A 21,135-nucleotide genomic window follows, 5' to 3' on the forward strand; every position below is an offset into this window, starting at 1 on the left:
GGAACCGAAGTTAGAAATCAGCGCCCCTGGTTGGCGTCACACTGGGGAGCGGGCTTTGCGCGTAGCTCTCAGGTATGACGAGGGTGAGCCGAGAGGGGTTCGACATATCCGGCCCGCCAGCGCGGGGCAGGGTCCTGGCCGGGACTGGTCCAGTACTCGCGGGCCTCGATGATCTCGCCGTCGCGCACCGTCCACCAGGAGACCCCCCGGTAGACCACATGGTCCTGCGGGATCTCGACCTCGGTGACGACCAGCTCCCCGTCCGCGAGGATGCGCAGCAGTTCCACCGATCGCTCGGCTGCTCTGTCATCACCGTAGGAATAGGAATCCTCGCTGTTCACAGCGATGAAATTGTCCCGCCCGACGATTCGTTCACCGCTGACCGGCCATTCGACGACCACATCGTCCGCGATGAGCCGGGCGACTCCGTCCCAGTCGCGCGCTTCGATCCGTTCCCACAGTTCCGCAACTATTTTCAACGGCTCCATGCGCCGCAGTGTGCGATGCCCCGCATTCCCGGCAACAGGCTTTACGCGCAAGCTTATTGACGTCGACACAATCAGCGGCGATAAGTGAGCGGCGGATTCTGGCCACCGACCAACTCGCGGACGAGACTGCCGTCCCCCTGGAGGGTGAGCCGGCTCCACTGGCCGGGGTTGCAGGTGGCCGACGGGCCGTACGAGACGCTCGACGGGCTCAGTTCGACCGGTGGGCCGGCCGACTGCAGGGCGGCCGACCAGCCGCACTCGAAGGCGGCCGAGCGGACCTCCAGCTTCATCACCGGGTCGCCCACCGCGCCCTGGGTGAGGGTGAGCCGCCAGGTCTGGGTGCCGGAGGTGGCCGTCCAGGTGCCGAGGTAGCCGGCCGGGATGCCGGCGGGCGCGGCGGGCGTAGTGGGTGGGGTGGTGCCCGGTGTCGCGCCGCTGCCGCCCGCGGCCGGGTCCGCCGGGGAGTTCGGGGCGGTGACAGGGGCCGTGGGGGTCGAGCCGGCGGTGGTCCGTGCGGGCGAGCTGCCCGAGGAAGGGTCGCCGTCGGCGCTCATGACCGTGTACACGGTGCCGCCCGCGGCGATCGCCACGACGGTGGCCACGGCCACCAGGAACGCGGTGGAGGCGGTGCGGTGCCGCGGGTGTGGCGGGTGCGGGTGCGGGGGCAGTGCGGCGTACGAGAAGACCGGACCCGGCGGTGCCGCGGCCGGTCCCGGAACCGGGGCGGGGCCGTAGCTCGGGGCGGGACCGTAACTGGGGTACGCAGGGACCGGCGCCGGCCCCGGAGCCTGCCCCAGCCCCGGAGTCGGCGCGTGGCCGGGCAGGCCGGGCGGGGCGGGCAGGGTGGGCGGGTCCGCGCGCGGGCGGTCCGGGCCGGCGTCCTCGCGGTCCAGCAGTTGCACCGCGTGCCGCCCCAATTGGGCCACCAGCGCGCCCGGAAGCCAGGGCTCCAGGGCCTTGCCGTCCGCGACGGTGTCGCCCGCGCCGACCAGGCCCAGCAGTTCCGCCGGGGTCGGCCGGTCCGCCGGGTCCTTCCGCAGGCAGCCGGCCACGAGCGCGCGGAGCTCCGCGGGGACGGCTGCGAGTTCCGGTTCCGCTTCGGTGATGCGCAGGAGCAGCGGGGCGATTCCCCCCGGCGGCCTCCGGATCTCCGAAGGGCAGCGTGCCGGTGGCGGCGTACATGAGCACCGCACCGAGGCAGAACACGTCGCAGGCCGGGGTGACCGGCTCGCCGCGGACCTGCTCGGGGGCCATGAAGCCGGGGGAGCCGACGAGTTCGCCGGTCCGGGTCAGCCCCGAGAGTCCGGAACCTGCATCGGCTCCGGTCCCGATTCCGGTTCCGGTGTCCTCCAGGGCCCGGGCAATGCCGAAGTCGATGACCCGGGGGCCGTCGATGGTGAGCAGGACGTTCGACGGCTTCAGGTCGCGGTGGATCAGGCCGGCGCTGTGGATGTCGCGGAGGGCGTGGGCGAGGCCCGCGGCGAGGATCCGTACGGAACGGGTGGGCAGGGGGCCGAAGTCGCGGGCGACGATCTGGCGGAGGCTCGGGCCCGCGACGTAACCGGTGGCGAGCCAGGGCGTGTCGGCGTCGGTGTCGGCATCGAGGACCGGAGCGGTCCACTCGCCGCCGACCCGGCGGGCGGCGGACACCTCCTGGCGGAACCGGGTGCGGAACTCCTCCCGGCGGGCGAGCTCCGGGTGGACGAGTTTGACGGCGACGGTACGGCCGCGGTCGGACCGGGCGAGGTAGACCTGGCCCATGCCGCCGGCGCCGAGCCGGGACAGCAGACGGTAGGGCCCGATGCGCTGCGGATCGCCCGGATGCAAGTGCTCCATGGCCATGTGGTCCCCTCCCCCTGGGCCGGCCGAACGGGCCGAGGATAGTGGGCCGTTGCCGGGGCCCGCAGGGGGAGGGACGATGACGGTTCCGTTCCGGTTGCGGACACCCCCCGGGTGCCCCCGGGGGTCAGGGTTTGGGCGGGGTGAGGGTGTCCATGGCGGCGGCCAGCCGCTCCAGTACGCGGGCGGTTTCGGCGAAGGCCTCCTCGCCGAGTTCCGCCGCGAGGCGGGTGGCCAGGGCGGCGTGCCCGGGCTCGATCCGGGCGATGGCCTCGCGGCCGGCCGGGGTCGGGTGGAGGAGCTTGGCCCGGCGGTGGGCCGGGTTCGGGAGGTACTCGGTGAGGCCGCGCTCGGTGAGCAGGTCCGCGATGCGCTGGACGCTCTGGCGGGTGATGCCCATGGCGCGGGCGATGCCTGCGACCGGCAGCGGCTCGTGGAGGACCGCGCCGAGCACCTGCCACCAGGCGGCGGTCAGCCCGGCCGGGCGGGCCAGTTCCTCGGAGACGGCGAGGAACTGCCCGTTCAGCCGGAACACGCCGATCGCCGTACGACTGAGCAGCTCCTGCACCTCCCGCGTCCCCGCGGCCCCCGCCCCGCTGCCTGCCGGGCCGGACTCCGGCGTCGTCGGAGCGTCACGCATCGCCCGCCTCCTCCGCCGCCATCAGGACCGGGTACGCGCTCGGGTCCGAGTCGTGGAAGAGCCGGTACCAGGCGTCCAGCACCTCGGGCCCGTAGACGCCCAGGCGGGCGAACACCTCGCGGGCGAAGGCCACCGGTTCCGTCGGGCCCGCCGTGATCAGGTCGCCGTCCGTGACCGCGTCCGCCTCCACGTACCGGTCGCCGCCCGCGTAGCCGGTCGCGGCCAGGTAGAAGGAGACGGCGCCGGTGTGGGCGCGAGTGTCCAGCAGGCCCTCGCGGGCCAGGCCCGCCGTGGCGCCGCAGATCGCCGCGACCGGCACCCCGGCCGCGAGGAACTCGCGGGCCTTGGCCGCGAAGGGGGCCAGCGAGTCGCCGGTGTCCCACAGGCTCGCGCCGGTGAGGATCAGCAGGGAGGACTCCGCCGGGTCCAGGTCCGCGAGGGCCGAGTCCGGCTGGATGCGGACGCCGGCCATCGTCGTGACCGGCTTGTCGTCGGCGAGCGCGACCGTGCGGATCTCGTAGCCGCGCTGGGCGAGGTGCGCGGTGGTGTGACCGGTCTCCCAGTCCGCGTACGTGTCGTACACCGCGAGGTGGACCGGCTTGCGCGGGGCGGTGTTCACGTGGCTGGTCGTGGTCATCGTGGTCTCCTCCGTCGTTCCCTGGTCTCGCTTGGTTATGACAAGAGACTGTCATGACGACAGGATGCTGTCAATGGCCGTTGGGGGGACAAACTGCCGAGGCCGGACCGCCACCCTCATACAAGGCGCCGATATCCCCTCCCACCTGCGCACTTCTAGCCTGGCCGCATGACCCCTCACCCGCAGACCGACATCGCGACCGGCGCCGCCGTCAAGGCCGCCGACCGCGCCCACGTCTTCCACTCCTGGTCCGCCCAGGCCCTGATCGACCCGCTCGCCGTCGCCGGGGCCGAGGGGTCGCACTTCTGGGACTTCGAAGGCAACCGCTACCTGGACTTCTCCTCCCAGCTGGTCAACACCAACATCGGCCACCAGCACCCCAAGGTCGTCGCCGCGATCCAGGAGCAGGCCGCGAAGCTCTGCACCCTCGCGCCCGGCTTCGCCGTGGAATCGCGCTCCGAGGCCGCACGCCTCATCGCCGAGCGCACCCCCGGCGACCTGGACAAGATCTTCTTCACCAACGGCGGCGCCGAGGCCGTCGAGAACGCCATCCGGATGGCCCGGCTGCACACCGGCCGCGCCAAGGTGCTCAGCACTTACCGCTCGTACCACGGCGCCACCGCAGCGGCCATCAACCTGACCGGCGACCCGCGCCGCTGGCCCTCCGACACCGCCTCGGCCGGCGTCGTGCACTTCTGGGGCCCCTTCCTCTACCGGTCCCCGTTCCACGCGACCACCGAGGCCGAGGAGTGCGAGCGCGCCCTGCGCCACCTCGCCGACACCATCGCCTTCGAGGGCCCGCAGTCCATCGCCGCGATCATCCTGGAGACCGTCCCCGGCACCGCCGGGATCATGGTCCCGCCGGCCGGCTACCTGGCCGGGGTCCGCGAGCTCTGCGACCGGTACGGCATCGTCTTCATCCTCGACGAGGTCATGGCCGGCTTCGGCCGCACCGGCAAGTGGTTCGCCGCCGAGCACTGGGACATCACCCCCGACCTGCTCACCTTCGCCAAGGGCGTCAACAGCGGTTACGTACCCCTCGGCGGCGTGGCCATCTCCGCGGCGATCGCCGAGACCTTCGCCACCCGCCCCTACCCCGGCGGACTCACCTACTCCGGCCACCCGCTGGCCTGCGCCGCCGCCGTGGCCACCATCACCACCATGGAGGAGGAGGGCATCGTCGAGCACGCCGCCCACCTCGCCGCCAACGTCATCGGCCCGGCCCTCGCGGAGATCGCCGAGCGTCACCCGTCCGTGGGCGAGGTCCGCGGCCTGGGCACCTTCTGGGCGCTGGAGCTCGTACGGGACAAGGAGACGCGCGAGCCGCTCGTCCCGTACAACGCGGCCGGGGCCGACAGCGCGCCCATGGCCGAGTTCGCCGCTGCCTGCAAGAAGTCCGGACTCTGGCCCTTCGTCAACATGAACCGGACCCATGTCGTGCCCGCCTGCAACATCTCCGAGACGGAGGCCAAGGAGGGCCTCGCGCTCCTCGACGAGGCGCTGACGGTCGCTGACCGCCACACCACCTCCGCATAGCGCCCGCACACCGCCCACACAGCGGCCACACGGCACCCGCCCGTCCGTTCCGCTGCCTGGCCTAAGGTGTCCGAAGCCCTACAAAGGAGACGGACCCCATGCCAGGCAGCGGAGCTGTCACCCGCAACACCCTTCGTCAGCAGATCGCGGACGCGCTGCGTGACGAGGTGCTGGCGGGCCGCCTGCCCCCGGGCCAGGAGTTCACGGTCAAACAGATCGCCGAGCAGTACGAGGTCTCCGCGACCCCGGTCCGCGAGGCGCTGGTCGACCTGTCGGCCCAGGGACTGCTCGAATCCGTCCAGCACCGCGGCTTCCGGGTCAAGGTGTTCACGGTCGACGACTTCCGGGGCATGATCGAGGCCCGCATCCTCATAGTGGACGGCATCTTCCGCCGGCTCGTCGAGCGCGGCACGGCCCCCGGCTCCGGCGAGCAGCTGGTCTCCGTACGCCGCCGGGCCGAGCAGGCCCAGCAGGCCGCCGAGAGCGGCTCGCTGGAGGTGCTGATCGGCTACGACCTGCGGTTCTGGCGGGAACTCGGCGGGCTGGTCGGCAATGCGTACATCTCCGAATTCCTGCACCGCATCCGGGTGCAGTGCTGGGTCTTCGCGGTGCCCTACCTGAAGAGCGAGCCGCAGCTGCGGAGCCTGCTGTGGTGCCGCCACATCGAACTGCTGGACGCGGTGACCCGGGTCGACGCGGACGAGGTACGACGCCTGGTGCACGCCTACAACCAGCACGCACTGGACTGGGCCGCCGACTTGCAGGCGGCCGGGGAGTGAGCGGCGCGAACAGCGCGAGCGGAGCCACAGCCCCTCCGCAGACCTGGCTCGGGCCCGTCGGGCTCAGCGTGGTCGTCCCCGCCTACCACGAGGAGGAGCGGCTCGGCCCCACCCTGGACGCGCTCCGCCGCCACCTCGACCTGCACCTGGGCACCGCCCCCGGCGACTGGGAGGTGGTGGTCGTCGACGACGGTTCGACCGACGGCACGGCCGCCGTCGCCGAGGCCGCCGCGGCCGAGGAACCGCGGATCCGGCTGATCCGGTCCGACCGCAACCGGGGCAAGGGCGGCGCCCTGCGGCTGGGCGTGCTGGCCTCCGCCGGACAGCGGGTGCTGCTCACCGACGCCGACCTCGCCACCCCCGTCGAGGACCTGGAGCACCTGGAGAAGGCCCTGGCCCAGGGCCCGGACATCCAGGCCGCGATCGGCTCCCGCGCCCACCCCGACTCCCGCATCGAACGCCGCCAGAGCCGGCTGCGGCAGCTGCTGGGCCGGGCCGGGAACCGCCTCGTCCGCGCCGTGGCCGTCCCCGGCATCCGGGACACCCAGTGCGGGTTCAAGCTCTTCGACGGGGACCGGGCGCGGGCCGCGTTCGCCGCCTCCCGGCTCGACGGCTGGGGCGTGGACGTAGAGATCCTCCAGTACTTCCGGAAGCAGGGCTGGGCGGTGGCGGAGGTTCCGGTGCGCTGGTCGCACCAGGAGGGCTCCAAGGTCCGCCCGCTCGACTACCTGCGGGTGCTCGGCGAGCTCGCCCGGCTGAACGCGGGCACGCTCACCGTTGCCGCGCTGTACGTCCTCGCCGCGCTGTTCCTGTACCGGCACCGCTGGGCCGATCTGCAGGGCACCTATCTGGCCGACTCGGGCCAGGACCAGAACCAGTGGGAGTGGTTCTTCGCGGTCACCGCCGAGAACATCTCCCACCTGCGGAATCCGCTGTTCACGCTGTTCCAGGGGATGCCCGACGGGGTGAACCTGATGGGCAACACGGTCATGCTCGGGCTGTCCGTGCCGCTCACCCCGCTGACCCTGCTGGCCGGCCCGGAGACCACCCTGATGCTGGTCTTCACGCTGGGCATCGCCGGCACCGCATGGGCCTGGTACCGGCTGATCCGGCGCTGGCTGGCGGCCGACCGCTGGGCCGCGGCCATCGGCGGCGCGCTCGCGGCCTTCGCGCCGCCGATGGTCTCGCACGCCAACGCCCACCCGAACTTCGTGGTGCTGTTCATGATCCCGGTGATCATCGACCGGGCCTTGCGGCTCTGCGCCGGGCAGCGGGTGGTCCGGAATGGGGTGCTGCTCGGCCTGTTCTCCGCCTACCAGGTCTTCCTCGGCGAGGAGCCCTTCCTGCTCGCCGCCATGGGCATGCTGATCTTCGCCGGGGCGTACGCCGTCCTCGACCGCGAGCGGGCCCGGGCGGCCTGGAAACCCCTGGCCAAGGGGCTGGGGATCGCCGCGGCCGTGTCCGTGCCGCTGGTGGCGTTCCCGTTGTACTGGCAGTTCTTCGGCCCGCAGAGCTACCACTCGGTCCTGCACGGGGACGCCGCCGGGAACAGCCCGCGCGCCCTGGTCGAGTACGCCTCCCAGTCCTTCTTCGGGGACCGGGAGACGGCCGAGCGGCTGTCGCTGAATCCCACCGAGCAGAACGCCTTCTTCGGCTGGCCGCTCCTCGCGCTGGCCGCGGCCGTGGTGGTCTGGCTGTGGCGGCACACGGTGGTCCGGGCCCTGGCGGTCACCTGTGCGGCTGCCGCGCTGCTCTCCCTCGGGCCGCGGATCCGGATCCCGCACACCGAGATCGTCGTGCCCGGACCGTGGCGGCTGCTGGCCCACCAGCCGCTCTTCGAGTCGGTCATCGAGGGCCGGGTGGCGATGGTGTGCGCGCCCGTGCTGGGCATGCTGCTGGCTCTGGGACTGGACCGGATACGCCGCCTGCGGACGCGCGAGCAGCGGGTGCTCGGCGGGCTGGCGGTGGCCGCGGCGCTGATCCCGGTACTGCCGGTGCCGCTGGAGGTCCGGGACCGGGAGCCGGTGCCGGTGTTCATCGCGGAGGGCCTCTGGAAGCCGTACGTCAAGGAGGGCGAGGCACTCGTTCCGGTACCGCTGCCGGACCCGGCGGCGGCCGACGCGCTGCACTGGCAGGTCGAGGCGGACTTCGGCTTCCGGCTGGCCGGGGGCTATTTCAACGGCCCGTGGGGCCCCGAACGGATCGGGATCTACGGGGCCACCCCGCGGCACCTGTCGAACATGCTGCGGGACGTCCGCTACGGCGCGGAGCCGCCCGAGATCACCCCGGAGTGGCAGGCACAGGCCCGCGCCGACCTGGAGTACTGGAAGGCCGGCGCGGTGGTGCTGCCGTTCCAGGACCGGGGCCTGGAGCTGCGGGACACCCTGACCAAGCTGCTGGGGCGGGCTCCGGTGAAGGAGGCCGACGTGTGGGTCTGGCGGGTGGGGGACTAGCCAGGCCCGGGTCGCGTGAGCCAGGCTCCGTCGACCTCTTCGCTGAGCGTGTCCGGCGGACTACGCTGGCCCGATCGGCGGACAACGGCTGACTCGACGACCACTCGACGACCGATCGGAGCCCGCGTGGCCTGTGACCTGTGGCTGGTCCCCCTTGTCGACGTGCTGTGCCACAGCCCCGACAACCCCTTCGCGGAGGAGATCGCCGCGTACGACAAGGCGCTCGGCGAGGCCGGGCTGCCGTCCGTGCCCGTCTTCGCCTATATGCCGGGCCTGTCGGGGGACGTGGCACCGGTGGCCGGGTTCGACTACGACGCCCTGCACTTCCTGCGGCGCGCCTATCTGCTCCAGCTGTGCGGCCTGCCGGTGACCCCGGTGGACGAGCTGGGTGGCGACTACGAGCAGCTGCTGGAGATGTTCGAGGCCACGGCCCAGCAGTCGCACCTGGTGTGGCACTACGACCACGCGGGCGCCTATGTGCCGGTGGACTTCGCGGCTCCGCTGGCCAACGAGGAGCTGCTGGCCGGGGGCGGCCCGCTGGGGTCGGCGCAGGGGCTGCTGCGGGAGCTGGTGTTCGTGGCGCCGGCGATCGGGATCGATCCGGCGAATCCTCCGGCGGCGCCGAGACCGCCGGGGCGGCCGACCTCGCTGGAGGAGCCGGCGGGACCCATTCCGTACGACAACAGTCCGTTTGCCCGGGAGCGGCACGTGTGGCTGGGGCTGCATGCCGCCGCCACCCGGAGCCTGGGCCAGGGCTCGATGATCATCTTCAGCTGAGCGAGCCGGGCGTCCCCCGCCGCACCCCACCGCCGCCCTCGCCCCCGGCGCCAGGTCAGCGGGGCTGCTCCGGGGGGCGCTGCCTCGGCATGTTCGGGCGGGTGCCCGGGGGGAGCGGGAACCGGCTCGGGTGGGCGCCCGGCTCCGGGCCGCGGGCCGTGGTGGCGGCCAGGGACTGCATGACCAGTGGGGCCGGACCGGATCGGAATTCGACCATCCAGTCGGCGGTCTCGGAGCGGACCAGTTCGGTGATGTCCTCGGAGAACCGGCGCAGCACGGTGAGGCACCGGTCCGCCGCCTCGCTCGCGGTGCCTTCGGTCGGGCCCAGCACCTCCCGGACGTTCTCCGAGGCCCAGTCGAACTGGAGGGTCTGGAGTCTGCGCTGGACCGCCTGGGCCGTGGCCACGTCCCGCATCCAGCCGGAGGTCAGCCCGAAGAACCGGTCACAGGCCAGGCAGGCGGCGCCCAGCAGCAGCGAGAGATAGCCGTACGCCAAGGCCCCCGGCACCGCCCCGGTCAGCTCCAGCAGCGGCATCGCGGCTCCGGTGACCGCGCCGAGGGCGGCTCCGGCGCGCAGCAGCCGGGCCCCGCGGCGCTTCCAGGCACGGTCGGACAGATACCACTCCGCGGTGCGCAGCGCATCGGCCTCGACCCGCCGGTAGAGCTCGTCCAGCCGCTCCGCGGGCTCGCCCCAGTCCCCGAGGGGGAACGGCCGACCGGTGAGATCGCCCGCCGACCGCGCCCTGCCGGCGCCTTCGCTGTTGCCTTCATCCCGGGGATCCCGAGGTGGCCCCTCGGGCTGCATCTCCGGCTGGCTCACCCGGCACTCCCTCTGCCTGCGCTGACGTGTGGTGGTGCGCGTGTGCGCAATGGTGCGCATGCTCGTCCATGCTCTTCCTACCTCCGAATGGTGGGCCGTGGGCATGGAATCCCGGGATTTCCGCCCGCAAGGAGGTCTTGATCAGGTAGATGCGCGCCGTATCTCTCACTCGAAAGAGTTGGTCCTCACGGCGTAGGGCGCAGGGGGCGGTGAAGCCGTAGGCTCGGTTTGACCGACCCGGCAGTGGAACGTAGGAGTGAACCGTGATTCCCGGTGGTGGCCAGCCCAACATGCAGCAGCTGCTCCAGCAGGCCCAGAAGATGCAGCAGGATCTCGCCGCGGCGCAGGAGGCCCTGGCGGCGGCCGAGGTCGAGGGGCAGTCCGGCGGTGGGCTGGTGAAGGCGACCGTCACCGGTTCCGGCGAGCTCCTGGCCCTGATGATCGACCCGAAGGCGGTCGATCCGGAGGACACGGAAACCCTCGCCGACCTGGTGGTGGCGGCCGTCCAGGCGGCCAACGAGAATGCGCAGCAGCTCCAGCAGCAGAAGCTGGGTCCGCTGGCCCAGGGTCTGGGCGGCGGGTCGGGTATCCCCGGCCTCCCGTTCTGACCCCTCCGGCCCTCGGGCTCAGGCTCCATCAGACGACGTAGGAAGAAGGCAGTCCGTTGTACGAAGGCGTGGTTCAGGACCTGATCGACGAGCTGGGCAGGCTGCCCGGCGTCGGGCCCAAGAGCGCGCAGCGGATCGCCTTCCACATCCTTCAGGCCGAGCCGACGGACGTGCGCCGGCTGGCGCACGCGCTGCTGGAGGTCAAGGAGAAGGTCCGGTTCTGTGCGGTCTGCGGGAACGTGGCGCAGGAGGAACGGTGCGGCATCTGCCGTGACCCGCGCCGCGATGCCACGGTGATCTGCGTGGTGGAAGAGCCCAAGGACGTGGTCGCGATCGAGCGGACGCGTGAGTTCCGGGGCAAGTACCACGTGCTCGGCGGGGCGATCAGCCCGATCGAGGGGGTGGGCCCGGACGACCTGCGGATCCGGGAGCTGCTGGCGCGGCTCGCGGACGGCACGGTCACCGAGCTGATCCTGGCCACGGATCCGAACCTGGAGGGCGAGGCCACCGCCACCTACCTCGCCCGCATGATCAAGCCCATGGGCCTGAAGGTCACCCGCCTGGCCAGCGGGCTCCCCGTCGGGGGAGACCTGGAGTACGCGGACGAGGTCACGCTCGGGCGGGCCTTTGAAGGAAGGCGACTTCTCGATGTCTGACGCAACGCTGCACGCCCTGGGCCAGGATCCGGACGACTTCGCCGTCCAGATCGCCGACCAGATCGAGTCCTTCATCGTCGCGGTCACCGAGGTGGCCAAGGGCGAGGACCCGGACAGCGCGGTGCCGTTCCTGCTGCTGGAGGTCTCCCAGCTGCTGCTGGCGGGCGGCCGGCTGGGCGCGTACCAGGACGTCCTGCCCGACGAGCGGTACGAGCCGGACCTCGGCCCGGAGCCGGACGTGGACGAGCTGCGGGAGCGGTTCGCGTACCTGCTGGACCCGGTGGACGTGTACTCCGAGGTCTTCGACCCGTACGAGCCGCGCAAGGCGCCGGTCGCCCACCGGATCTCGGACGATCTCGCGGACGTGGTGGCGGATCTGCGGCACGGGCTGGCCCACTACCGGGCCGGGCGGACCACCGAGGCGCTGTGGTGGTGGCAGTTCTCGTACTTCTCCAACTGGGGTTCCACCGCTTCGGCCACCCTGCGGGCCCTGCAGTCGCTGGTCGCGCACGTCCGGCTGGACCAGCCGCTGCAGGAGCTGGACGGGCTGGACACAGACGAGGACCTGGCCGAGGACGACCTGGCCGAGCAGGCGGGGCGGGTGATGGCCGAGGAACTCGGCGGCCTGGGCCGCCCGCGCGCCTAGAGGGTGTCCCCGGCTTCGGAGCGCATACTCTGCGTGATCATGGGATGAACGGAACGTCTCATGATGTGGTACGTGAAGGTCAGATTCCGGGCGCTCGTTAGACTGGCCCGCGACCGCAGTACTGGATTGAGCGAGGAGCGCACGTGGGCCTTGTCGTGCAGAAGTACGGAGGCTCCTCCGTAGCCGATGCCGAGGGCATCAAGCGCGTCGCCAAGCGGATCGTCGATGCCAAGAAGAACGGCCACCAGGTGGTCGTCGTGGTGTCGGCGATGGGCGACACGACGGACGAGCTGATCGATCTCGCCGAGCAGGTATCCCCGATGCCTGCCGGACGTGAATTCGACATGCTGCTGACCGCCGGAGAGCGGATCTCCATGGCCCTGCTGGCCATGGCGATCAAAAACCTGGGCCACGAGGCCCAGTCGTTCACCGGCAGCCAGGCAGGCGTCATCACCGACTCGGTCCACAACAAAGCGCGCATCATCGATGTCACGCCGGGCCGGATCCGCACCGCGCTGGACGGGGGCAACATCGCCATCGTGGCCGGCTTCCAGGGTGTGTCGGCGGACAGCAAGGACATCACCACCCTCGGACGCGGTGGTTCCGACACCACCGCCGTGGCCCTGGCGGCGGCGCTGGACGCCGAGGTGTGCGAGATCTACACCGACGTGGACGGCGTGTTCACCGCCGACCCGCGCGTGGTGAAGAAGGCCCGGAAGATCGACTGGATCTCCTCCGAGGACATGCTGGAGCTGGCCGCCTCCGGCTCCAAGGTGCTCCTGCACCGCTGCGTGGAATACGCGCGCCGCTACAACATCCCGATCCACGTACGCTCGTCCTTCTCAGGACTGCCGGGCACCTGGGTCAGCAACGAAAAGCCCGAGTCGCAAGGGGACGAGCAGGTGGAGCACGCCATCATCTCCGGAGTCGCCCACGACGTCTCCGAAGCCAAGATCACCGTCGTCGGGGTCCCGGACAAGCCGGGCGAGGCCGCGGCGATCTTCCGCGCCATCGCGGACGCCGAGATCAACATCGACATGATCGTGCAGAACGTCTCGGCGGCCTCCACCGGCCTGACGGACATCTCCTTCACCCTCCCCAAGACCGAGGGCCACAAGGCCATCGAGGCCCTGGAGAAGGCGAAGGCCGCGATCGGCTTCGACTCCCTGCGCTACGACGACCAGATCGGCAAGATCTCCCTGGTCGGCGCGGGCATGAAGACCAACCCGGGGGTCACCGCCTCCTTCTTCCAGGCGCTGTCCGACGCGGGCGTCAACATCGAGCTGATCTCCACCTCGGAGATCCGCATCTCGGTGGTGACCCGCCAGGACGACGTCAACGAGGCCGTCCGCGCCGTGCACACGGCCTTCGGCCTGGACTCCGACAGCGACGAGGCCGTCGTCTACGGAGGCACCGGCCGATGACCGCGAACCGGTCGTCCGCCCCGGCGCTCGCCGTGGTGGGGGCGACCGGAGCAGTCGGTTCCGTACTGCTCCAGATCCTGCCGACCAGGGCGGACGTCTGGGGTGACATACGCCTGATCGCCTCCCCGCGCTCGGCCGGCCGCCGGCTGGCCGTGCGCGGGGAGGAGACCGAGGTGCTCGCCCTCACCGAGGACGCCTTCGACGGCCTCGGCCCCGGCGACGTGGTGCTCTTCCTCACCCCGGCGGAGGTCTCGGCCCGCTGGGCTCCGGTGGTCACCGCCCGCGGCGCGGTGGTCGTCGACCAGTCCGCCGCCTTCCGGCAGGACCCCGAGGTGCCCCTGGTGGTGCCCGAGGTCAATGGCCACGCGGCGCGGATCAGGCCGCGCGGGATCGTGGCCGGGCCGGACTGTGTGACCGCGGCGATGATCGCCGCGGTCGGTGCGCTGCACGCCGGGTTCTCCCTCGTCGAGCTGACCGTCTCCTCGTACCAGGCGGCCGGCGCGGCCGGCCGGGCCGGCAGCCAGGCGCTGCGCCGTCAGCTGTCGCTGGTCGCGGGCACCGCACTGGGCGAGGCGCCCGGGGACGTACGGCGGGCCGTCGGCGAGGACACCGGGCCGTTCGCCGCTCCGCTGGCCCTCAATGTGGTGCCCTGGTCCGGTGATCTGCGGGAGGACGGATGGTCCTCGCACGAGCTGGCGGTACGCGCCGAAACCCGCCGGATCCTGGACCTGACATCCCTCAAGGTCTCCGTCACCTGTGTGCAGGTGCCGGTGGTGACGGGCCATTCGCTGACCGTCCGGGCCCGGTTCGAGCAGCGGGTGGACGCGCGGGCGGCCCGGGAGATCCTGGAGACCGCGCCCGGGGTGGTGCTGGTCGACGACCCGGCCGCGGGCGAGTTCCCGACGCCGGCGGACGCGGCGGGCACCGATCCGGCCTGGGTGGGGCGGGTGCGCGGCTCGCTGGACGACCGGTACGCGCTGGAGTTCTTCGTGTGCGCCGACAATCTGCGCAAGGGGGCCGCACTGAATGCCGCCCAGATTGCGGAACTGATCGTGGGTGAACTCGCGTAAATCGCTTTGTAGGATCATCACTGATCCCTTGATCAAGGTGATGGCCCGACTGCCGCCTGGACGGATGGGGCAATCGGGAAGAGCGGGTACGCATGAGGGCAATAGGTGAATTGCTGGTGAGGATGCCTCGCGCGTACAACCCTGACGGGGGGACGCGTGTCCAACTGGCGTGGCAGAGGCACTACTCGACTTCGCAGTACCGGTGCGCACCGGATTCGTCCCGGCGCGCCCGCGCTCACGCACGCCCGGCGGCTTCCCGGTGATCGTGCCCGAGGCGACAGCTGGAACTTCAACGACCCGGGGCGGCCGAGTGCCGGCTCCGAGAGCAGGCGCCGACCGGACGGACCGCCTCGACGGCACCGGACCCGCGGCAGCCGCAACAGCAGTGGCAGCAGTGGCCGCTGACGGAGACGTCGTCGCGGGCACCACGGTCGACCACCTCACCGAGACCTATCGCACGCACTACCGCTCGCTGCTCGGTCTGGCCGCGCTGCTCCTCGACGACACCGCATCCTGCGAGGACGTGGTCCAAGAGGCGTTCATCCGGGTCCACTCGGCCCGCAGCCGGGTGCGCGACCGGGAGAAGACCCTGGCGTACCTGCGCCAGACGGTGGTCAACCTCTCGCGTTCCGCGCTGCGCCGCCGCATCCTCGGTCTGAAGCTGCTCTCCAAGCCGATGCCGAACATGGCGAGCGCGGAGGAGGGGGCGTACGACCAGCTGGAGCGGGACGACCTGATCAAGGCGATGCGCGGGTTGCAGCGGCGGCAGCGCGAGGTCCTGGTGCTGCGGTACTTCGCGGACATGACGGAGGCCCAGGTCGCCGAGACGCTCGGGATATCCCTGGGCTCGGTGAAGGCGTACGGATCGCGGGGCATTGCCGCGCTGCGGGTGGCGATGGAGGCCCAGGCATGACGACCGAACCGAACAACAGGACCGGCGCCGGCGGCGACGAACCGGGCGGGGGCGAACCGGGCGGGGGCGTCGCAGGCGGGGGCGCAGGCGGCGTCGCGGCCGAGGAGCTCGCGCTGCGGTCGATGCTGCAGGGGGCCGTCGGCGGGCTGGAGCCCTCCGAGGATGCGCTGGAGCGGCTGCGGGTCGCCGTCCCGCGGCGGCGGGCCCGCAAGCGGCAGGCACTCATCGGAGCGTCAGCCATGGTGGTGCTGGCCGGGGCCGGCATTCCGACGCTGCTGCACCTCACGGGGAGCCCGGACCAGGCCCGGGACACCGCGGCCGTCGCCGGGCACGGCCACGACAGTGCGGGCCAGACCGGCGGTCTCGCCGGCGACCCGAACCTCGCCCGGCCCGGCCTCGGCAAGTCCAAGAGCCCCAAGCCGTCCACCAAGGGCAAGGGCGGCAAGGACACGGAGGACGGGGAAGCCGGGGAGAGCAAGCCGGACCGCGGCAAGGGCCAGCCGGAACCGCCGGAGCGCGGGAGCGCGGCGACGGGCGGAACGTCCGGCTCCGCAGGGGCGTCCTCCGGGGGCACCGCGACCGGCAAGGGCAAGGGCAAGCGCCCGAAGCCCCCGGCGGCGGGCGCCGCGGCACCCGCCTGCAGCGCCGGTCAGCTGGGCGCGGTCTCGGACACCCGTACCCCGGACGCGGACGGCAAGGTCTACGGCACGTTCCGGGTCACCAACCTGTCCGGACAGGGCTGTGTGGTGAGCGGCGCGGGCAGCCTGACGGTGGCCCCGGCGCCGGGCTCGCCGGGGCAGCCCCTGGTGCCGGTGGTGGCGCACACGGAGGACGACCCGGCGACCGGCCTGCCCCCGGCATCGGCCGCGGCGCCCTCGCTGATGCTGACGCCGAATACGGCGTACGAGGTGCAGTTCGCCTGGGTGCCGGCAACCGAGAGCTGTCCGGCCACGACCACCACCACCACCACCCCGCCGGCCCAGACCGGCGCGGACACCCCGGGGGAGCCCCCGGCGGGCGCGACCGGCAGTGCGGACGGGGTGACGGACTCGGATCCGCTGGACGGCGGTTCGACGCCGGCCACCACGGGCCTGGAGGTCACGCACACTGCGGAGCCCGGGGCTCCGGTGGCGCAGACCTCGATCCCGTCGGCGTGTGGCAGCGGGACGATCTACGCGACCGGCGTCATTCCGGTCGACTCGGGGCAGTAGCCGAGGCTGCGACGGTCCCGGCGGCGGATCCCGCTGCCGGGGTCGGCTCGGCCGGGACCTGCTCGGCCTCTGCCGGGACCAGGCCGGCCTCCGCATCGCGGATGGCCTCCACCTCGCGCCGGTACAGGCGGAACCACATGAACAGGACGAACGCGGCGAAAACGAACCACTCGCCGGTGTAGCCCAGGTTCTGGAAGGCCTTCAGGTCGAGGCCGGTGTTGGCGGGGGCGGCGGCGGGGACCGGGGTCATGCCGTCGGTGCCGGTCTGTACGGTCACCCAGGCGTCGTACAGGTCGTACGGCACCAGGTTCACCAGCGAGGGCGCGCCGATCACCCCGAGCTGGCCGGCCGGCAGGCCGCCGGCCGCGTGGACCCCCTTGGTCCCGGAGTTCTCGGCGGACTGGAGGGCACCGGTGACCTCGACCCGGCCGGTGGGCGGGGCCGGAGCGGCCTTGGCGTCGGCGGCCCCGGGGAGCCAGCCGCGGACCACGGGCAGCACCTTGCCGCCGTCGGTCTTGAGCAGGGTCAGCACGTAGTGGCCGGACTTGCCGTCCAGCTGCCGCTCGGGCACCAGGAACTGCTCGGCGTACTCCCCGGAGGCGGCGGCCAGTCGGCCGGAGGTCTTCTTGTCCACCGGCAGCAGCGAGTCCAGCGGCGCCGCGGCCTGGCCGCCCGGCCGTTCGGCGGTGACCTCCCGGTGGGTGTCGACGCGGTCCTCGAAGCGGCCGAGCTGCCACGACCCCATGAACAGACAGACGGGGACGGCCAGCACGACGAAGACGTTGATCCCCCACCACCGCGGGGTCAGCAGAAACCGGTGCACCCCTCCACGGTACGGGCCCACACCCCGACCCCGACCCGCGGGTCCCGCACCTCCCTTTCCTCGGTCCCGCCCCTCCGGAGCCCCCTCTCCCGAGTCCTCGCAGCCCCTTCGTCCCAAGTCCCGCCCCTCCGGAGCCCCTCCTCCCGAGTCCTCGCAGCCCCTTCGTCCCGAGATCTCGCAGCCCCTTGTCCCGAGTCCCCGCAGCCTGCGCGGGCGAGTGAGCCGAAGGGGGCGCGCCGAGGGAACAGGGTCGAGCGCCCGGAGAAAACCGCGAGGAACGAGCGGTTTTCGAGGACGCACGACCCTGTGAGCTCGGCAGAAGCGCCCCCGGAGGCGAACCGAGCCCTAAATAGAGAGGTGCGCGAGGGCGAAGTTGAGTTCCATGCGGACCTGCTTGATCCGTTCGTCCACCACCAACGACCCGTGCCCCGCGTCATAGCGGTAGACCTGGTGGACCGCGCCGCGTGCGGCCAGGCGGTCCACGTAGTTGTCGATCTGGCGGATCGGGCAGCGCGGGTCGTTCACCCCGGCCGCGATGTACACGGGCGCGCGGACCGCGTCCACGTACGTGAGCGGGGAGGAGGCGGCGAACCGGTCGGGGACCTCTTCGGGGGTGCCGCCGAACAGCGTGCGGTCCAGGGCCTTCAGCGCTTCCATTTCGTCGTGGTAGGCGGTGACGTAGTCGGCGACGGGTACGGCGGCGAGCCCGATGGCCCAGGCCTCGGGCTGGGTGCCCAGTCCGAGCAGGGTGAGGTAGCCGCCCCAGGAGCCGCCGGACAGCACCAGCCGTGCCGGGTCGGCCAGCCCGGAGGAGACGGCCCATGCGCGGACGGCTGCGATGTCCTCCAGTTCGATCAGGCCGACGCGGTACTTGAGCGCGTCGGTCCATTCGCGGCCGTAGCCGGTGGAGCCGCGGTAGTTCACGCGGACCACGGCGAATCCGTGGTCGAGCCAGGCGGCGGGGGTGGCGGTGAAGGCGTCGCTGTCGTGCCAGGTCGGCCCGCCGTGGATTTCGAAGATGGTGGGGAAGGGGCCGTCGCCGTGGCCCACGGGCCGCTGGACGAGGGCGTGGATGCGCCCGCCGGGGCCGTCCACCCACGCGTCCTCGACCGGAACCGAGCCGGGGGCCGTCATGCCGGGCGCGTCGAGCACGATGCCGCCGGCGGTGGACCGTACGGAGGAGGGCTCGGCGGCGGAGGACCACAGGTATTCGACGGTGCCGTCGGGGCGGGCGGTGGCGCCGGAGACGGTGCCGGCCGGTGTGTCGACCCGTTCGAGGGAGCGGCCGGCGAGGTCGTACCGCCACAGCTCGCTGCGTGCCTCGCGGCTGTGCGCGATGAGCAGGGCGCTGCCGTCCGGGTACCACTCGGCGCCGACGTCGCCGGGCAGGTCGACGGCGAGCTCTTCCTCGGTGCCGGCGGCCACGTCCCAGATCATCGGCTCCCAGCGGCCTCGGCGCTGGTGGCCGATGAGGAGGCGGGTGTCGCCGGCGACGGGTGCGAAGCCGAGGACTTCGAGCCCGAGCTCCTCGGTGCCGCCCTTGGAGTCGTCGAGTTCGGCGACGGTCGTGCCGTCGAGGGTGACGACGCGGAGCGCGGAGTGCATGGCGTCGCCGTGTTCGGTGTGCTCGATGGCGAGCAGGGTGCCGTCATGGCTGAGGTCGCCGACGCCGGCGGATTCGCGGTGCCGGTAGATCTCGACGGGTGCGGTGCCGTCGCCGCGGCAGACGTGGAGGGTGGTGCCGTCCTCGTCGGTGGAGCGGCCGACGACCGCCGTGCCGTCGCGGCCGATGGCGAGGCCGGCCGGGTAGGAGGGCTCCAGTCCGGGGGTGGCGGGCAGGTCGTCGCCGCCCGCGAAGGGCTGGCGCACCCAGGTGCCGAACTCGTCGCCGTCGGTGTCGGAGAACCACCAGATCCACTCGCCGTCGGGGGAGAGGGTGCCGTCGGTGGTGCCGTTGGGGCGGTCGGTGGCCTGCCGGCGGGTTCCGGTGGCGCGGTCCCAGGCGTAGAGCTCGTAGGTGCCGGTCGCGTTCGAGACGAAGAGCGAGCGGTCCGGGGCGTCTTCCGCCCATTCGGGCAGGCCCACGCGCGGGGCGCGGAAGCGCTTTTCCCAGTCGGGCATCGCGGAGTCGGTCATCTCGTGGGTGGTCATGCCCTCCATTGTGTCGGGATGCCGACTGGGCCGAACGGGGGGAGAGTGGACGGGTACGCCCCTCGAGTGCTCCGAGGAGGAGTGATCATGGCCAAGAAGGCTCGTTCCGGCAGGTCAGGCCACCAGGATTCAGAGCGTGCGATGGCGAAGAACACGGCGGCCGAGGCGCGTGCCAAGGCTGCGTTCAGGGATGTGCAGTCCGTCTCCGCGAAGACGAGGGGCATGCAGCAGAAGGCTCAGGCCAAACGCGGCTGAGTCCGGCACCGGTCCACCCGGTCTGCGGCGGTGTGATGCGGTCGCGGTCCGGGTGCGCCGCCGTATCGTGGAGCCATGCTGCTGATCGTCCGAGGCGCCCGGCTCCATACAGGGGACGGCCGGGTCGCGCCCGGTCTGGTCGATGTCGAGGTGGCCGAGGGCGGTCATGTCGCGCAGGTGATCCCGCACGACGACGAGCGCGAGCCGCCCGAAACCGGGACCTTGATCGAGGCGCGCGGGGAGCTGCTCAGCGCCCCCTTCGTGGAACCGCACATCCATCTGGACACGGCCCTGACGGCGGGCGAGCCGCGCCCCAATGCGTCCGGGACGCTGTGGGAGGGCATTGCCTGCTGGAGCGAGCGGAAGCGGACCCTGACCCGGGAGGACGTGGTCGCCCGGGCCACCGAGGTGCTGCGCTGGCAGGCGGCCCAGGGGGTGCTGTATGTCCGTACGCACTGTGATGTGACGGACGCCCGGCTGGTGGCCCTCGATGCGCTGGCGGAGGTCCGGGACCGGGTCCGGGATGTTCTGACCCTGCAGATCGTCGCCTTCCCGCAGGAGGGCATCGTGTCGTTCCCGGGGGGCGAGAAGCTGCTGCGGGAGGCGGTCGCCCGGGGCGCGGACGTGGTGGGGGCGATCCCGCACTTCGAGGACACCCGGGAGGACGGGGTGGCCTCGCTGCACCTGGCGTTCGCGCTGGCCGAGCAGCACGGGCTGCGGGTGGACGCGCACTGCGACGAGATCGACGACGAGCAGTCCCGTTTCGTGGAGGTGGTGGCCGCACTGGCGCTGCGGTCCGGGCTGCGGGAGCGGGTGACGGCCTCGCACACCACGGCCATGGGCTCGTACAACGGCGCCTACAGCCACAAGCTGCAGCGGCTGCTGGCCCGTTCGGGCATCAATCTGGTGGCCAACCCGTTCGCCAACCTCAACTTGCAGGGCCGTTTTGACGGCTATCCCAGGCGGCGCGGTCTCACCCAGGTGAAGGAGATGCTGGCGGCGGGGGTGAATGTGGCCTTCGGGCATGACGATGTGATGGACCCGTGGAACGCCCTGGGTACCGGGAATCCGCTGCAGACGGCGCTGGTCGGGCTGTACGCGGCGCAGCTGACGGGGGCGGACGAGATCCCGACGGCGTTCTCGATGGTCACCGACCGGGCGGCGGCGGTGCTGGGCATCTCGGAGGAGTACGGCATCCGGCCGGGCAGCCCGGCCGATTTCGTGCTGCTGCCCGCCCCGTCGCCGGCCGAGGCGATCCGCCGGCAGGTCCGGCCGCGGTACGTCGTCTCGCGCGGCCGGGTGGTGGCGCGGACCCCGGATGCGCCGACGCGGCTGAGCTGGCCGGGGGAGGAGCCGGCGGACGTGGACTTCAGCCGCTCCGCCCGCCCGCGCCCGGAGTGATCCCGGAG

19 protein-coding genes and 1 pseudogene are annotated in these 21,135 nt (G+C 72.2%); 13 read left to right on the top strand and 7 right to left on the bottom strand.

The annotated features are described in order from the left end of the window. Positions 1-68: 68 nt before the first annotated feature. The 4 genes and pseudogenes from ABT123_RS33255 to ABT123_RS33270 form a co-directional block, all read right to left on the bottom strand. Entirely contained in the window at positions 69-488 is a 420-nt protein-coding gene (locus tag ABT123_RS33255) for a nuclear transport factor 2 family protein (RefSeq protein ID WP_351321563.1), read from the bottom strand. A 71-nt stretch (positions 489-559) separates the two neighbouring features. Beyond that, positions 560-2,324 (bottom strand): annotated as a pseudogene (locus tag ABT123_RS33260) (serine/threonine-protein kinase). A 130-nt stretch (positions 2,325-2,454) separates the two neighbouring features. Next, a complete protein-coding gene (locus ABT123_RS33265) occupies positions 2,455-2,967 on the bottom strand; it encodes a MarR family winged helix-turn-helix transcriptional regulator (protein ID WP_351321565.1) in 513 nt (170 codons plus the stop codon). Next, positions 2,960-3,604, bottom strand: a complete 645-nt coding sequence (locus ABT123_RS33270; protein ID WP_351321568.1) for a DJ-1/PfpI family protein — start codon at positions 3,602-3,604, stop codon at positions 2,960-2,962. Before ABT123_RS33270 ends, ABT123_RS33265 begins: the two co-directional genes overlap by 8 nt. 168 nt (positions 3,605-3,772) lie before the next feature. On the opposite strand from ABT123_RS33270, the gene ABT123_RS33275 reads away from it, so the two are divergent. The 4 genes from ABT123_RS33275 (at position 3,773) to ABT123_RS33290 (ending at position 9,149) form a co-directional block, all read left to right on the top strand. Next, positions 3,773-5,140 carry an aspartate aminotransferase family protein gene (locus tag ABT123_RS33275; RefSeq protein WP_351321570.1) on the top strand — a complete coding sequence of 456 codons (1,368 nt, stop codon included), beginning with the start codon at positions 3,773-3,775 and terminating at the stop codon, positions 5,138-5,140. A 98-nt stretch (positions 5,141-5,238) separates the two neighbouring features. Beyond that, positions 5,239-5,919: a GntR family transcriptional regulator gene (locus tag ABT123_RS33280; protein ID WP_351321572.1), complete on the top strand. Its 681-nt coding sequence runs from the start codon at positions 5,239-5,241 to the stop codon at positions 5,917-5,919. Next, complete coding sequence (locus tag ABT123_RS33285; protein ID WP_351321574.1) at positions 5,916-8,372, top strand: dolichyl-phosphate beta-glucosyltransferase; 2,457 nt, start codon at positions 5,916-5,918, stop codon at positions 8,370-8,372. The genes ABT123_RS33280 and ABT123_RS33285 overlap by 4 nt, the downstream gene beginning before the upstream one ends. A gap of 126 nt (positions 8,373-8,498) precedes the next feature. After that, positions 8,499-9,149, top strand: coding sequence for a putative DNA-mimic protein (locus tag ABT123_RS33290; protein ID WP_351321576.1), 651 nt, complete (start codon positions 8,499-8,501; stop codon positions 9,147-9,149). A gap of 55 nt (positions 9,150-9,204) precedes the next feature. Here the strand turns inward: ABT123_RS33290 and ABT123_RS33295 are convergent, their stop codons facing one another. After that, the gene (locus ABT123_RS33295) at positions 9,205-9,969 is read right to left on the bottom strand and encodes an SLATT domain-containing protein (RefSeq protein WP_351321578.1); all 765 of its coding nucleotides are present in this window, start codon (positions 9,967-9,969) and stop codon (positions 9,205-9,207) included. Between the two features lie 263 nt (positions 9,970-10,232). Here ABT123_RS33295 and ABT123_RS33300 point away from each other — a divergent pair, with 263 nt between their 5' ends. The 7 genes from ABT123_RS33300 (at position 10,233) to ABT123_RS33330 (ending at position 16,497) form a co-directional block, all read left to right on the top strand. Continuing rightward, positions 10,233-10,577: a YbaB/EbfC family nucleoid-associated protein gene (locus ABT123_RS33300; protein WP_351321580.1), complete on the top strand. Its 345-nt coding sequence runs from the start codon at positions 10,233-10,235 to the stop codon at positions 10,575-10,577. 56 nt (positions 10,578-10,633) lie between these two features. Next, a complete protein-coding gene (gene recR, locus ABT123_RS33305; protein ID WP_042816380.1) occupies positions 10,634-11,233 on the top strand; it encodes a recombination mediator RecR in 600 nt (199 codons plus the stop codon). Next, on the top strand, positions 11,226-11,879 hold the full coding sequence (locus ABT123_RS33310; RefSeq protein WP_351321582.1) for a DUF5063 domain-containing protein: 654 nt from the start codon (positions 11,226-11,228) through the stop codon (positions 11,877-11,879). Before recR ends, ABT123_RS33310 begins: the two co-directional genes overlap by 8 nt. 143 nt (positions 11,880-12,022) lie before the next feature. Beyond that, positions 12,023-13,303, top strand: a complete 1,281-nt coding sequence (locus ABT123_RS33315; protein WP_351321584.1) for an aspartate kinase — start codon at positions 12,023-12,025, stop codon at positions 13,301-13,303. Further along, on the top strand, positions 13,300-14,373 hold the full coding sequence (locus tag ABT123_RS33320) for an aspartate-semialdehyde dehydrogenase (protein WP_351321586.1): 1,074 nt from the start codon (positions 13,300-13,302) through the stop codon (positions 14,371-14,373). Before ABT123_RS33315 ends, ABT123_RS33320 begins: the two co-directional genes overlap by 4 nt. Before the next feature lie 169 nt (positions 14,374-14,542). Beyond that, entirely contained in the window at positions 14,543-15,286 is a 744-nt protein-coding gene (locus ABT123_RS33325) for a SigE family RNA polymerase sigma factor (protein ID WP_502971132.1), read from the top strand. Then, positions 15,283-16,497: a hypothetical protein gene (locus ABT123_RS33330; protein ID WP_351321588.1), complete on the top strand. Its 1,215-nt coding sequence runs from the start codon at positions 15,283-15,285 to the stop codon at positions 16,495-16,497. The genes ABT123_RS33325 and ABT123_RS33330 overlap by 4 nt, the downstream gene beginning before the upstream one ends. On the opposite strand, the gene ABT123_RS33335 is transcribed toward ABT123_RS33330, so the two are convergent. Both ABT123_RS33335 and ABT123_RS33340 read right to left on the bottom strand, forming a co-directional pair. Continuing rightward, complete coding sequence (locus ABT123_RS33335) at positions 16,472-17,320, bottom strand: SURF1 family protein (RefSeq protein ID WP_351321590.1); 849 nt, start codon at positions 17,318-17,320, stop codon at positions 16,472-16,474. The genes ABT123_RS33330 and ABT123_RS33335 overlap by 26 nt on opposite strands. Positions 17,321-17,665: 345 nt before the next feature. After that, positions 17,666-19,480 (bottom strand): S9 family peptidase, encoded by a 1,815-nt coding sequence (locus ABT123_RS33340; protein WP_502971134.1) that lies wholly within the window; start codon positions 19,478-19,480, stop codon positions 17,666-17,668. Between the two features lie 78 nt (positions 19,481-19,558). On the opposite strand from ABT123_RS33340, the gene ABT123_RS33345 reads away from it, so the two are divergent. After that, entirely contained in the window at positions 19,559-19,726 is a 168-nt protein-coding gene (locus ABT123_RS33345) for a hypothetical protein (RefSeq protein WP_351321594.1), read from the top strand. A 75-nt stretch (positions 19,727-19,801) separates the two neighbouring features. Further along, positions 19,802-21,127, top strand: coding sequence for a cytosine deaminase (codA, locus tag ABT123_RS33350; protein WP_351321596.1), 1,326 nt, complete (start codon positions 19,802-19,804; stop codon positions 21,125-21,127). Positions 21,128-21,135 lie beyond the last annotated feature (8 nt).

The organism is Streptomyces sp. NPDC002054, from assembly GCF_040296685.1.
Lineage (GTDB): Bacteria > Actinomycetota > Actinomycetes > Streptomycetales > Streptomycetaceae > Streptomyces.

Excerpts from the sequence above, each read along its gene's own strand:
- ABT123_RS33255 (WP_351321563.1), bottom strand. The coding sequence starts at position 488 with ATGGAGCCGTTGAAAATAGTTGCGGAACTGTGGGAACGGATCGAAGCG.
- ABT123_RS33275 (WP_351321570.1), top strand. The coding sequence starts at position 3,773 with ATGACCCCTCACCCGCAGACCGACATCGCGACCGGCGCCGCCGTCAAG.
- ABT123_RS33345 (WP_351321594.1), top strand. The coding sequence starts at position 19,559 with ATGGCCAAGAAGGCTCGTTCCGGCAGGTCAGGCCACCAGGATTCAGAG.
- ABT123_RS33340 (WP_502971134.1), bottom strand. The coding sequence starts at position 19,480 with ATGGAGGGCATGACCACCCACGAGATGACCGACTCCGCGATGCCCGAC.
- ABT123_RS33330 (WP_351321588.1), top strand. The coding sequence starts at position 15,283 with ATGACGACCGAACCGAACAACAGGACCGGCGCCGGCGGCGACGAACCG.
- ABT123_RS33320 (WP_351321586.1), top strand. The coding sequence starts at position 13,300 with ATGACCGCGAACCGGTCGTCCGCCCCGGCGCTCGCCGTGGTGGGGGCG.
- ABT123_RS33270 (WP_351321568.1), bottom strand. The coding sequence starts at position 3,604 with ATGACCACGACCAGCCACGTGAACACCGCCCCGCGCAAGCCGGTCCAC.
- ABT123_RS33310 (WP_351321582.1), top strand. The coding sequence starts at position 11,226 with ATGTCTGACGCAACGCTGCACGCCCTGGGCCAGGATCCGGACGACTTC.
- ABT123_RS33280 (WP_351321572.1), top strand. The coding sequence starts at position 5,239 with ATGCCAGGCAGCGGAGCTGTCACCCGCAACACCCTTCGTCAGCAGATC.
- ABT123_RS33265 (WP_351321565.1), bottom strand. The coding sequence starts at position 2,967 with ATGCGTGACGCTCCGACGACGCCGGAGTCCGGCCCGGCAGGCAGCGGG.
- codA (WP_351321596.1), top strand. The coding sequence starts at position 19,802 with ATGCTGCTGATCGTCCGAGGCGCCCGGCTCCATACAGGGGACGGCCGG.